Annotated in this window: 20 protein-coding genes; all 20 read left to right on the forward strand. The window is 35.3% G+C overall.

All coding sequences use genetic code 11. The features are described from left to right. Positions 1 to 429 precede the first annotated feature (429 nt). The 20 genes from ACQKN4_RS15435 (at position 430) to ACQKN4_RS15530 (ending at position 12,385) form a co-directional block, all read left to right on the forward strand. On the forward strand, positions 430 to 855 hold the full coding sequence (locus ACQKN4_RS15435; protein ID WP_427484115.1) for a hypothetical protein: 426 nt from the start codon (positions 430 to 432) through the stop codon (positions 853 to 855). A 36-nt stretch (positions 856 to 891) separates the two neighbouring features. Further along, on the forward strand, positions 892 to 1,428 hold the full coding sequence (locus ACQKN4_RS15440) for an RNA 2'-phosphotransferase (RefSeq protein ID WP_427484116.1): 537 nt from the start codon (positions 892 to 894) through the stop codon (positions 1,426 to 1,428). A 176-nt stretch (positions 1,429 to 1,604) separates the two neighbouring features. Further along, positions 1,605 to 1,850: a hypothetical protein gene (locus tag ACQKN4_RS15445; RefSeq protein ID WP_427484117.1), complete on the forward strand. Its 246-nt coding sequence runs from the start codon at positions 1,605 to 1,607 to the stop codon at positions 1,848 to 1,850. A 45-nt stretch (positions 1,851 to 1,895) separates the two neighbouring features. Beyond that, positions 1,896 to 2,681 carry an RHS repeat domain-containing protein gene (locus ACQKN4_RS15450; protein WP_427484118.1) on the forward strand — a complete coding sequence of 262 codons (786 nt, stop codon included), beginning with the start codon at positions 1,896 to 1,898 and terminating at the stop codon, positions 2,679 to 2,681. A 208-nt stretch (positions 2,682 to 2,889) separates the two neighbouring features. After that, positions 2,890 to 3,663 (forward strand): macro domain-containing protein, encoded by a 774-nt coding sequence (locus ACQKN4_RS15455; protein WP_427484119.1) that lies wholly within the window; start codon positions 2,890 to 2,892, stop codon positions 3,661 to 3,663. A 421-nt stretch (positions 3,664 to 4,084) separates the two neighbouring features. Continuing rightward, a complete protein-coding gene (locus ACQKN4_RS15460; RefSeq protein ID WP_427484120.1) occupies positions 4,085 to 4,723 on the forward strand; it encodes a hypothetical protein in 639 nt (212 codons plus the stop codon). A 15-nt stretch (positions 4,724 to 4,738) separates the two neighbouring features. Next, positions 4,739 to 5,761, forward strand: a complete 1,023-nt coding sequence (locus ACQKN4_RS15465) for a hypothetical protein (RefSeq protein ID WP_427484121.1) — start codon at positions 4,739 to 4,741, stop codon at positions 5,759 to 5,761. After that, a complete protein-coding gene (locus ACQKN4_RS15470) occupies positions 5,755 to 7,011 on the forward strand; it encodes an HNH/endonuclease VII fold putative polymorphic toxin (protein WP_427484122.1) in 1,257 nt (418 codons plus the stop codon). Before ACQKN4_RS15465 ends, ACQKN4_RS15470 begins: the two co-directional genes overlap by 7 nt. Further along, positions 7,012 to 7,404: a hypothetical protein gene (locus tag ACQKN4_RS15475; protein ID WP_427484123.1), complete on the forward strand. Its 393-nt coding sequence runs from the start codon at positions 7,012 to 7,014 to the stop codon at positions 7,402 to 7,404. Between the two features lie 319 nt (positions 7,405 to 7,723). Then, a complete protein-coding gene (locus tag ACQKN4_RS15480) occupies positions 7,724 to 7,996 on the forward strand; it encodes a hypothetical protein (protein WP_079562917.1) in 273 nt (90 codons plus the stop codon). Further along, the gene (locus tag ACQKN4_RS15485; protein ID WP_427484124.1) at positions 7,993 to 8,274 is read left to right on the forward strand and encodes a hypothetical protein; all 282 of its coding nucleotides are present in this window, start codon (positions 7,993 to 7,995) and stop codon (positions 8,272 to 8,274) included. The genes ACQKN4_RS15480 and ACQKN4_RS15485 overlap by 4 nt, the downstream gene beginning before the upstream one ends. A gap of 360 nt (positions 8,275 to 8,634) precedes the next feature. After that, on the forward strand, positions 8,635 to 8,964 hold the full coding sequence (locus ACQKN4_RS15490) for a hypothetical protein (RefSeq protein ID WP_427484125.1): 330 nt from the start codon (positions 8,635 to 8,637) through the stop codon (positions 8,962 to 8,964). A gap of 175 nt (positions 8,965 to 9,139) precedes the next feature. Continuing rightward, on the forward strand, positions 9,140 to 9,847 hold the full coding sequence (locus ACQKN4_RS15495) for an RHS repeat domain-containing protein (protein ID WP_427484126.1): 708 nt from the start codon (positions 9,140 to 9,142) through the stop codon (positions 9,845 to 9,847). Between the two features lie 10 nt (positions 9,848 to 9,857). Then, a complete protein-coding gene (locus ACQKN4_RS15500) occupies positions 9,858 to 10,277 on the forward strand; it encodes a hypothetical protein (protein ID WP_197143624.1) in 420 nt (139 codons plus the stop codon). 147 nt (positions 10,278 to 10,424) lie between these two features. Beyond that, a complete protein-coding gene (locus ACQKN4_RS15505) occupies positions 10,425 to 10,505 on the forward strand; it encodes an RHS repeat-associated core domain-containing protein (protein WP_427484166.1) in 81 nt (26 codons plus the stop codon). A gap of 267 nt (positions 10,506 to 10,772) precedes the next feature. Next, positions 10,773 to 11,075, forward strand: a complete 303-nt coding sequence (locus ACQKN4_RS15510; protein WP_427484127.1) for a hypothetical protein — start codon at positions 10,773 to 10,775, stop codon at positions 11,073 to 11,075. A 234-nt stretch (positions 11,076 to 11,309) separates the two neighbouring features. Then, entirely contained in the window at positions 11,310 to 11,660 is a 351-nt protein-coding gene (locus tag ACQKN4_RS15515) for an RHS repeat domain-containing protein (RefSeq protein ID WP_427484128.1), read from the forward strand. Next, positions 11,597 to 11,833, forward strand: a complete 237-nt coding sequence (locus ACQKN4_RS15520; protein WP_427484129.1) for a hypothetical protein — start codon at positions 11,597 to 11,599, stop codon at positions 11,831 to 11,833. Before ACQKN4_RS15515 ends, ACQKN4_RS15520 begins: the two co-directional genes overlap by 64 nt. Continuing rightward, on the forward strand, positions 11,811 to 12,056 hold the full coding sequence (locus tag ACQKN4_RS15525; RefSeq protein ID WP_427484130.1) for a hypothetical protein: 246 nt from the start codon (positions 11,811 to 11,813) through the stop codon (positions 12,054 to 12,056). Before ACQKN4_RS15520 ends, ACQKN4_RS15525 begins: the two co-directional genes overlap by 23 nt. A gap of 11 nt (positions 12,057 to 12,067) precedes the next feature. Beyond that, positions 12,068 to 12,385: a hypothetical protein gene (locus tag ACQKN4_RS15530; protein ID WP_427484131.1), complete on the forward strand. Its 318-nt coding sequence runs from the start codon at positions 12,068 to 12,070 to the stop codon at positions 12,383 to 12,385. Positions 12,386 to 12,404: the final 19 nt, after the last annotated feature.

Genomic DNA, 12,404 nt, shown 5'->3' on the forward strand with positions numbered 1-12,404 from the left:
GTGAAAAGATCCGAATAAGTTTTTCGATCCGTTTGGGTTGGAGATTGATGATCCATTTAAAATATTCTATAGTCGAAATAATATTGGTGCAAATTTTTGCTATAAGTCTAGTCCTAATGTTTTGATTTAACAGTTAAAGAATAACCCAAACTATTATAAACAGGTAGAACCAGTAAGACTTGTGAAATTAACAGATCTTCCGCCGAAAGTTCAAGATAGATTATTAAAACAAGGTGCAGGAGTGAATGATGTTTTCTCAGTAGATAATAGAAGACTACATGCTGCTAGAGAGGCTAATTCAAAGGTGAATCCCGTTTAGGCGACTAAAGAAAATCTAGGGAATATGAATTTAAATAAACGATTTAGCACTAAAACAGCCGGTAGGACAATTGAAATTCGTTGCCCTTAGGTAAAGAAATGGAGGGCATTATGAAAACCAAATTTATAGATACAACAGTTGGTGTAATAGATGCTAGAGATGCTTTGACTTTAAAAAAGTTTATTATTGATCGATTTCCAAGAGAAGTTGAAATTTCGTTAAATTTAGCGACAGCGTTGGCATCCAATATTTCGACAGAAGAACGATACATTGATATTTCTTTCAATTTTAAAAATGTAGTCAAGTTTGGCCTTTGTGCTCTTGATTATTTTAACGAAAATTTATTGGATACGTGTTTTTGTGAAGTGATTGATTCCGACTTTTTGAATCAGCAAGAGTCACTGGTTGAAAAGGGATATAAGCATTATTTTCTTGAATGTTATGATGAAGTTTTTGAGGTTGTGGCTCAAGAATACAATCTTATTTTGCCAGAGGGACTTAGAATAGCTGATGAAAAAATAGATAAAAGCATTTGAAGTTTGAATTTAAGGATTCAAGGAGCTGTAAGGTAAATGAATTACGATAAACTTAGTAAAGAGGTGGCATATGCTTTACGGCATTCTCCAGGGGAGTATGAATTAGAGTTAGATGCTAAAGGATGGGTTTCAGTTGATAAATTGTTAGAATCATTAAGAAGGTCTGATAAATGGTCACACATTGAGATTGATGATTTGAAAAAAATGATTGAGAAGTCAGAAAAGAAGCGTTTCGAAATTATAGATGATAAAATAAGAGCATTTTATGGGCATTCGATTCCTATGAAAATTCAAAAAAAGGAAATGAAGCCACCTAGCACACTATATCATGGAACTAGTCGCCGTTTTTTTGAGTCGATAATGAAGAATGGCTTGGTTCCTAAAACAAGGCAATATGTTCATTTATCTGAAGACATCCATACTGCTATCTTAGTAGGTAAAAGGAGAGACACTGACCCTATAGTTTTAAAAATCAATTCGGAAGATGCATATAAAAATGGTGTGAAATTTTATTTTGCGCATGAAATGATATGGTTAGCAGATGCTATACCGTATGATTTTATCAGTCAATAAAATTATTTAACAGCACAGAAATCTACATCATGGAGAGGCGTATCTTGATAGTAGAAATATGAAACACATGTATATGGTATTATTCCATTTACATGTGTTTTTCCTTGTTTTGATTTACTTTTATCCCTCCCTATTTCGGAACGATTACTGTAATAATTGTTAAATTGTGTATAATAGTGACCGTTAAACAAGTAAAAAATAGTCAAAACCGCGATACACGAAGAAGAGTATATAATTGGGATGTCAATCATCGCTTACGAAGCATGGTCAACGAGTTAACAGGTGTAAAAGTTACCTATGGTTACGATGAATTCAGTAACCTCGTTTGGTCCAATCAAGGCGGTCAATTTGACTTCTTACACCGCAGTGTTGATGATGTCGGGAATTTGTATGAAACAAAAGAAAAGACAGATCGTGTCTAGGTGCCGGCAGCAGATTGCTTGAAACGAGCGAGGCTACATTCTCTTATGATGATGAAGCTGATTCAGAAAGTTGAGAAGAATGGAGATACGTGGAAGTACGAATATAACGGCAATGGCATGATGTCGAAAGTCATTAAGCCAGACGAGATAGAAGTTACTTTCAAGTATGACTCGCTAGGTAGACGAATAGAGAAGTGTTCTGACGAGAAAACAATGAAATTCGTATGGGATGGGAATACTATCCTACATGAGTATTTCTCAGAGAACGATTCAGTTGAATTAGAAAATGATAGTCTAGTCACATGGGTGTTTAATGGTGGGTTCGTACCTTCAGCTAAAATCACGAGTGAAGGTAACTACAGTATTATTAGTAACTATTTAGGAACGCCTGTTGAAGCTTTTGATGAAGAAGGTAATAAGGTTTGGTCAGCTGAGCTTGATATTTATGGTAAAGCTACAGAATTTAAAGGTGAAAAAGATTTCATTCCATTCCGTTATCAAGGGCAGTATGAAGATGTAGAAATAGGATTGTATTATAATCGATTCCGATACTACGACCCGGAACAAGGGAATTATACTCAAATTGACCCGATTGGGCTTGCAGGGAATAATCCGACACTGTATGGATATGTGAATGATCCTAATATTTGGGTAGATCCATATGGATTAACTCGTAGTACTCTAACTCATTATACCAATGAAAAAGGATTAAAAGGAATTTTAGAAAGTAATGCTATTCGACCATCAATTGGTGAAAAAAATGCTCGGTTTGGTCCTGGTCAGTATTTTACTGATATATCCCCTGATCAAATAGGAAGTAGAACTTTATAGGGCTTATCTGAAGCTGATATAAAGGCAGGTAAAATATCACAAGGACAATTAGCTGCAAATATTTATGGTGATGCTAGAAAACTAAATAGTGTATCTCATTTTGTGGAAATTGAGGTTGCAGGTTTAAATGTACGTGAACCTAGACCAGGGACCTTTATTATTGATGGAGTTACGGATTTGGATATTTCAAAAAGGGTGGTAAATAGCGGTGGAACAGTATGTAAAACCTGATGAAAGCTTATTATATTACAAATGTGATAATGTTGATTTTGCAAAAGGTAACGGGCAATTATTTACAGAATTTGAGAATGGATTTGCAACTAGGCAGATTAACATAATCAATAACGATATGTATATTTCTTCATCGTTGAACGATTGGAACGAAAATATTGGTTTTTTATTGTACGATGGACATATCGATAGCTTAGATTTAAGCGATAGTGTACCTATTAATAGAGTAGAATTTGAAAGTAAGTGGAAGGAGGCAATTTTAGTTGATATTAACAAATCTCAAATAAGTTACTTAAAAGGTGATGCTTCACTCCCTTTAGAAGAAAATACACTAATTCTTCATGTTGTTAACATATTGGGATTATGGGGAAAAGGTTTTGTTCTATCTCTATCAAAGCAATTTCCTTCTGCAAAGAAAGAATATTTAAAATGGTCTAAGGACAAAGAAACATTTAGGTTAGGAGAAGTTCAGTTTGTATGTGTTAGGCAACAGAAACCTATTTTTATTGCAAACATGCTTGCACAAAAAGGTGTAAGGAAAAATTACAAAGATAGTACAACTTATATTGATTATGATGCACTTCGATTATGCTTAAAAAAAGTTGCAAGATTTTCATTAATAAATAGATTATCCATACAGATGCCTAAAATTGGTTCAGGATTAGCAGGAGGAGACTGGAGAGAGATTGAAAAAATAATAAATGAGGAATTGATTTATAATAAAATAAAATGTAGTGTCTTTGAATTGTAAAAAGAAACAAAAATTGGCGAATAAAGAGTATAGTAAACTATTGCTAACTATATTTACAACAAGTCCTTATATTCTTTAATTGATTTGAAGCTCTTTTGGATAAATTAATAAGTGGCGATAATTCCGTTAAATAAGGGGTTATTGCCACTTTTTTTTATATTTTATTAACAAGTAACTCAATATTTTGCAGAAGGATTTAGATAAATTTGAAACTCTAGTTGGTGTTCACAGTATAGCTTCGAAATACCATATAATCTAGTCATATCAATATTTAATGATGGTTCATACCTTCAGCTAAAATTAAGTAAAAAATGAACAAGAGCATCATATTTAATTTGCGTATAACCTTAAAGGCCTCTTATCCCAAGTAACCGACAGTGTGGGTAGAGTGCTCGAGGTGACGACCAATGAGGTAGGCAGAATGACAGAGGTTGCTTTACGCAACCAGGTGAGTCGTGAAGTCTTAGTTCGCTATGATTACAATGATGGACAAGATTTAATCGAAATCCAAGATGCATTAGGGCAAAGTACGCATATTAAATATGTTAATCATTTAATGATGCAAAAAATTGACCGTAATAAAAATAGCTTCTTCTGGCGCTATGATGGGCCAACTACAGGTGCAAGAGTCATCAAAACATGGGGAGATGGCAATGTCCTTGCAGGGGAGCTTTCTTATCACGAGGGCTATAACGAAATTACGAATAGCTTAGGCCATAAGAGTTATTATTATTTTAACGAAGATAACCTCTGTACGAAAATTGTTCATCCAGATGGTAGTGAAGTTAGCTATCAATATAATGAGGACTTTGAATTACTCCAAGAAATAGATGAAGATGGTCGTGTGACGACATATAGCTATGATAAATGGGCTAATCCAGTAACGATTACTCTTGCAGATGGTAGTATCTTATCCTCTCGGTACGATGAGAAGGATAGGCTGATTCAGGCAGTAAACGCAGAGGGTGGAAGCCGTCAGTGGATTTATAATGAAAATGGGACATTACAGGCAAATATTTTAGAAGATGGAGCAAAAACTGAATTTTCATATAATGAATAATGTTTAATTAAAACGGTGACAAATGCGCAAGGTCATGTGATAAGCTTAGCTTATGATGCTGATCTGAACTTATGTAAAGTGACATTGCCAGACAGGACGAGCTCGACATGGGCGTATGACCGTCGTGGTAATTGTACAACAACGATCAATCCGCTAGGGGCTACAGAGAAGTTCGTATATGATAACTTGAATCGCCTAGTACGTGCAAATCTATCAGATGGTAACGACGTTCAGTTGAAGTACAACGCCTATGAAGATGTTGTTTTTGCGAAAGATAACCGTACGCAGGTAGCCTTTGATTACACCATCCTTGGCAGCTTAATAACTCGAGAACAAGGTGGGAAGAAAGTCAAATTCACCTATGATACAGAAGAGAAGCTAACCGCTGTCATCAACGAAAAAGGCGAAGCGTATCAGTTTGAACGAGATACGAAAGGGAATATCATTAAGGAAATCGGCTTTGATGAGATGGAAAGAACGTATGAGCGAAGTCTGGCAGGATTGGTTCAGAGAATTCAACGACCGGGTGATCGTTGGACAGCCTACCAGCATGACGGTCTAGGGAAAGTTATTCGAGCTGACTATTATGATGACACTTGGGCAACGTTTGGCTATGACAAAGATGGTTCTTTAATTGAGACAGAAAATGAGCATGTGACCATAAAGCTGGAACGTGACTCATCTGGCCAGGTAATCAAGGAGTGGCAAAATGCCCATTGGATTGCGAGTAGCTATGATGTATTAGGCAGTCGTTCACAGATTACGAGTAGCTTAGGCGCAAAAATCGATGTCGCTCGCAATGAAATGGGAGATGTGTCACAAATCACAGCCTCTCGCTCAGAGCAGGTCCATTGGTCAGCATCCATGCAGTATAATGAACTCGGTCAAGAAATTGAGAGAATCTTACCTGGAGATGTCATTAGCAAATGGCAGTATGATGCAGCGGGTAGACCAACACACCAACGAGTAGTCAAAACCGTGACACACGGAGACGAGTATATAACTGGGATGTCAATCAACGATTACGAAGCATGGTAAACGAGTTAACAGGTGTAAAAGTTACCTATGGTTACGATGAATTCAGTAATCTCGTCTGGTCCAATCAAGGCGGTCAATTTGACTTCTTATACCGCAGTGTCGATGATGTCGGTAATTTATATGAAACAAAAGAAAAGACAGATCGTGTATATGGAGCCGGAAGTAGATTGCTTGAAACTAGAGAGGCAACCTACTCTTATGATGATGAAGGTAATCTGATTCAGAAGGTTGAGAAGAACGGTGATACGTGGAAGTACGAATATAACGGCAATGGCATGATGACGAAGGTAGTATCGTTTTCGCAGAGAAAATCAGAATCAAAAGAGATTGCCTTTAAATACGACCCAATGGGCAGACGAGTTGAAAAGAGTTGTGATGGAAAAACCGCTCATTTTGTGTGGGATGGAAATACGATTCTCCATGAATGGGAAACCACAAGTGAAAGCCACTCATTACAGCCTGAAAATGAAAATCTAATAACATGGGTCTATGATGACAATTCGTTTACACCATCAGCCAAAATCACTAGTGAAGGCAACTATAGCATTATTAGTGACCATCTAGGAACGCCGGTAGAAGCTTATGATGATCATGGGGAGAAAGTCTGGTCGATAGAACTTGATATCTATGGCAGAGTAAAAGAATTCAATGATAAAAAAATAGGTGACTATATTTGTGAAGAAGAATTCTCAATCGACTTTATACCATTTAGGTTTCAAGGGCAATATGCAGATGAGGAGATAGGTCTTTACTATAATCGGTTCCGTTATTATGACCCAAGCATAGGCAAGTACACGCAACAGGATCCAATTGGGCTTGAAGGTAGAAATCCAACGCTATATGGCTATGTGGCTGATCCAAATAGTTGGATTGATCCTTTTGGGTTACGATGTGAACAAAAAAATAAAAAAACTACTTATGAAGGAACTAGTCGTAGAGATGCTTTTAGACAAGCCAAAAGAGATGCAGGTGTTCCTATGAACCAGCAACCACAACAGGTCAGTAGAACTCCCCTTTTGGATGGTAGTGGAAATAAAATCATGCAAAACGGTCAACCAGTACAAACAAGACAATATCACTTTACCGACACAGATGGAAACCTTAGAGTTATTCAAGAACATAGTCTGGGGCATACAAAAGCAACACCTGGGCATGGCCTAGAACCCCATTTTAATGTTAGACCCCCAGATAATTTGAATACAGGTTCAGTTGGTGGCACTCACGGTCATTACAATTTTGGGGGTAATTAAATGGATATACTAGAGTTAATTAATACTAATGTTTTTCTAAAGAGATTGTTTCCTAATGGATTAACAGAAGCTGTTTATATAGGGCAAATTGGTTTCGATGTTGAAGGGAGAATGTCCGTAAATATTCATACGAAACAAAAACCCGCAATAGAAGTTGCTAAATGGGGTAATTGGGGTGTCGACTATAATGTTATAGTAATTAAATTAAATGGATTGTGTCGAGATTCAGCTAGTCTAATAAACTGGAAAAATGCTGGATATGGAAAATTAACTATTGTCAAAAATATAGAAACGTTTATTATTTCTCAACAGGGTACTAATTGGAGCATTGAACTTGAATGTGATGCATTAATTTTCAATGAATGTTCTATCTATATTGATGGAGCAGAATAAAGAATAACAAAAAGAGCAGAAAATATCTGGATACAAGTTAATCTGCTCATTTGAATGTAACCGATTTAAATTATCATAGATATAACCCACTTCATTGGTAACTAGCTTTTGGAGTGGGTTTCTTGTGCAAGAAAAGGGAAAACGATATGTTGTCTTTGATAGAATGTGGATGCCTCCCTTTTTTTAGTGGAAGTCGATTGACATTCTTATTAAACAATAAAATGTCGTGTTGAAGGCTTTGCCTTCAAGCTGTTACACCACGGACACCAGCTAATTTTTTGATATTTTAGATTTTGGTTGAAGACCTTCTGAAAATGGAATGTCAGGAAAGTGGTTTGCGGATAGTTTTGATGATGCTATTACATTCGGTCAGCGAATGGGGCATGGTGTAGACCCTAAATTTTATGTAGTTGAGGTTGATATTCCAGATAATATTGTAGATAAAGCGTTTAGAGCGTCAGGTAAACATGATGGAATAGGAGCAGCCTTTTACTTTGAAGTTGCAGATTTAAACCATAATTCTGTTACTGTAAAGAGCCGTAACTCTGTGCGAGCTGATAAAAGTCTGAATACACTAGGAGGATGCAAATGAAAAAAGCAATAATATATTGGTTTTCAGAAACGGAAGGAGGAAGAAAGGCTCCTCCAAAAGGAACAGAGTATTATCCAACTACAGAGATACTAGATGACGGCAATATATGGAGTTTAGCTATTAAATTTGATAGGACGAATCCAACGCAAAATAAAATGATAGATAACTGTGAAGTCTGTTTTTTATTTGATAATGCACCACAACACTTACTAAGTAGTAATACGGAACTTATCATTTGTGAAGGACCTCATAAAGTAGGTAAAATGATAATCAAGTAAGATATAATCTCCCTGTCAAAGCGAATATAATTGGTATTACAACCAGCGATGACTAAAAAAGAATTTGATATTTGGGATACCGCAAAGTAATAAGTTTACTACATCCTGTTATTATTTATCACTTGATATAAATGATTGTTATATACCGAAGCATATGTAAAGAAGACATCAGTATGTTCTTTCTTTACATATGTTTTTTTGTTAGATTGGAATTGTTTTTTCGTGTATTGATGTATTGTTTTCTTGATACAAGAGCAGTACGATGCGACAGGTAGATCAATACACCATCGAAAAATTAGTTAAAGGCGCGATACACGAAGACGAGTGTATAATTGGGATGTTAATCATCGATTACGAAGCATGGTAAACGAGTTAACAGGTGTAAAAGTTACCTATGGTTACGATGAATTCAGTAACCTCGTCTGGTCCAATCAAGGCGGTCAACTTGACTTCTTACACCGTAGTGTCGATGATGTCGGGAATTTGTATGAAACAAAAGAAAAGACAGATCGTGTATATGGTGCCGAAAGTAGATTACTTGAAACGAGAGAGGTAACATTCTCTTATGATGATGAAGGTAATCTTGTTCAGAAGATTGAGAAGAATGGTGGTACATGGAATTACGAGTATTATGGCAATGGGATGATGTCAAAGGTCATCAGACAAGGCAGAAGTTACTTTCAAGTATGATTCACTAGGTAGACGAGTAGAGAAGTGTTCTGACGAGAGAACTCTGAGATTCGTATGGGATGGGAATACTATCCTGCATGAGTATTTCTCGAAGGATAATTCAGATAAATTTGAAAACCTAGAGGAGTATTCTTCGCAGAGTAAATCCGAAATACCAGACAATCTAGTTACATGGGTGTTTAATGATGGGTTCGTACCTTCAGCAAAAATCACAAATGATGGTAATTACAGTATTATTAGTGATTATCTAGGAACGCCTGTTGAAGCCTTTGATGAAGAAGGTAATAAGGTTTGGTCAGCTGAGCTTAATATATTCGGTAGGGTAAAAGAATTTACAGATGTAGAAGATTTTATCCCATTTAGGTATCAAGGGCAGTATGAAGATGTTGAAACAGGATTATATTATAATCGATTCCGTTACTACTCATCAGTTGAGGGTATATATACTCAGGTCGATCCGATTGGGTTGACTGGTGAGAATCCTACACTATACGGATATGTGAAAGATCCTAACACATGGATTGATGTGTTTGGGTTGGAAACCATATTTGTAAATCCAAATGACATTAATTTCTCACAAAGGACTGTATCAGAAGTAAGGGTATTTGATGCATCTAAGTATACACCATTAAATGTTATCAAAGTTGATGGACAACTGGTATCTTACGACAATATAAGATTACTCTCTGCTCAAAATGCAGGAATAGAAAAACTTGAAGTTAATGTTGTAAAAGCAGAAGACATACATCCTGATTCTACAAAAGGGAAGACTTGGGGACAGAAATTCAAAGAACGGTTTAACGACATAAGGAACAAAAAAGCAGGTGGAATTGTTCCTGATAAAGGATTGAAAGAGAAACCTATAGTTCCTTGTAAAAAATAAAGGAGATTTTATGAGTATAAATAAGTTGATTGAAAATTTTGAGTGTCCATTAATTAATGCTTTTTTCTTTTCTAATGAAGATATACTAGTTTTAGATAATAACAACGAATGGATAAGAGTGTTATGCAAATCGACAATTGAAAGTTTTTTCAAGTACAATGATGGAGATTCCGTATGTCATTTTGATATATTGAAAAAGTATGAAACAGATGATTTTATTGTAAGCATTGGAGAAGGTAGTTTTGGAGGAGACGGTATTGTTCAATTGAATGATAAAACAGGAAAATTAATTTGGTTCTTATTTTTAGATAATAGTAATCCTTTTATAAAAGCAGAATTAGAAAATGATTCTATTCAAGTAACAAGTACAAAGGGTATTAAAATTAAAATTCCAATACGTAACCCTGAAAAAATCTCCATTGTAAAATAAATTGATATGAAATACCCTAGTTGTCGACTTTAATTCTAACTATCTAGGTGTTCCAAGCTTGCCTATGACAGTCAAGGCAAGCTTGTATGGTCAATGGAGCTGGATATGTATGGAAAGGTTAGAGAACTAACTGAAGAGTAGGATTTTATTCCATTTAGATTTCCGGGTCAATACCATGATTTTGAAACGGGATTATACAATAATCGCTTTCGCTATTATGACCCATAAATGGGTATGTACACTCAACAAGACCCGATTGGATTAGCTAGAAATAATCCTACTTTGTACGGGTATGTTGGTGATGTAAATGAACTTTAAGATAACACTTAATAACAACATAAAATTAGGGGAACTTGACACTGAAGATTGTACAATTTCAGATGCTATTGATAGTACGTTTACAAATTTAGAATATTTCATATTGAAATGGAATAACTCTTTTTTTCAACTAAACTATCGATTAGATATAGCAGATAGTATCTAAGATATATCAAGATGTTAGAATCAATTAAACGCAAGGAAAGACACCATAAAATAATATTCCCTAGTCAGCATTTTTTTGAATCATGGGAATTGCACACAATCGATGGGGTTACATGTATTAAATGGAATGTTGATGAAATAACTGATGTTGTAACTATTGAATCTATTTTGTATATAAAAGAATGGTTAAAATTATTACAACAGAGCCATGATTGTGTATTATTAGTAGCATATAACAATGAGAACTTAGAAGACTTCTATTTGTTAGAAAACCTAGAGAGATTTTCTTATATAATCAAAACATCAGGACTGTAAAAATCTCGTTATATACTTATAGAAGTTAACAAAGATTCTGAACATATGTAAAGAAGGAGGATACCATAAATCCTTTCTTTGCATATGTTTTTTTGTTAGAAAAGGAATTGTTTTATCGTGTATTTAGTGTAAACTCTCATCTGATGGTGGTATTTGTAACTTATTTTGTAGATCCAAAAACAGGTTTAAGTTGCCGAAAGTAATCGAACTCTTGCTGCATTGTCACTTGCAGGAATGAAGCCAACAGTTTTCACATGGATATTTAATGATGGGTTCGTACCTTCAGCTAAAATTACGAGTGAAGGTAACTACAGCATTATTAGTGATTATCTTGGAACGCCTGTTGTAGCCTATAATGAAAAAGGAAATAAGGTTTGGTCAGCTGAGCTTGATATTTATGGTGAAATTACAGAATTTAAAGGTGAAAAAGATTTCATTCCATTCCGTTATCAAGGGCAGTATGAAGACGTGGAAATCGGATTTATTACAACAGATTCCGGTACTACTCTTCAAATGAGGGGATGTATTTACAACAAGATCCTATTGGACTTGAGGGTGGAAATCCAACTTTGTATGGGTATGTAAGCGATCCGAATAGTTGGATTGATCCGTTTGGATTGAAAAAGCAAAGTTGTGGAAATTGGAAACAACGAAGAACATTCCAAGAGGGTGATTCTGGATTAAAGGATCATGCAAGTCGACACTCAAATTTGTCTCCCGAGGATTATTTAAAACGTGGTCAAAAAAAATATATCTGATGGTGTTCATGTTAAAGGTGGGGGCAAACGTCAAAACGCTGATTACTATATTAGGAAGTTAGGAGAAAACGAATACAGTATTACAATTACTAATAAAAAAGGAGAAATCTTATCCATAGATACATGGTCAAAAGAAGGCTCCCGAATTACTGCAGAAAAGATTGAAGATATGCTAAGTAAGGGTGGAAATACTTTGAACAAAAATTTCTGGGATCTATTTTAAAAGGGAGAACTATGTCAATTAAACATTTAGAAATGTTAGAGAATCAGCTAATTCAAAAAGGGTGGACGGTTTCAAATGCCTATTCGGATCAATTGTATTATGTAACAAATGATTTTACGATTTATTGGAAGGTCGCAAGAGATATAAACAAAGAAGCTATTACTTTAATTTTCCCTATTCATGGTGAATTCGGTAAAAGGAGTACTGATTTGAATGATATTTTCTATTGTGAAGAAAGTCGGAGCGGCAAGATACTTTACTTTAAAAAAGTTAAGAGTAAAGAGTGGACTGAAAATCTTAAAGAGTGGATAAGTCGTCTTATGCAGTAGTAAAGTTTATTTACCTTAG

The organism is Lysinibacillus sp. NPDC093692, from assembly GCF_050280125.1.
GTDB lineage: Bacteria > Bacillota > Bacilli > Bacillales_A > Planococcaceae > Lysinibacillus.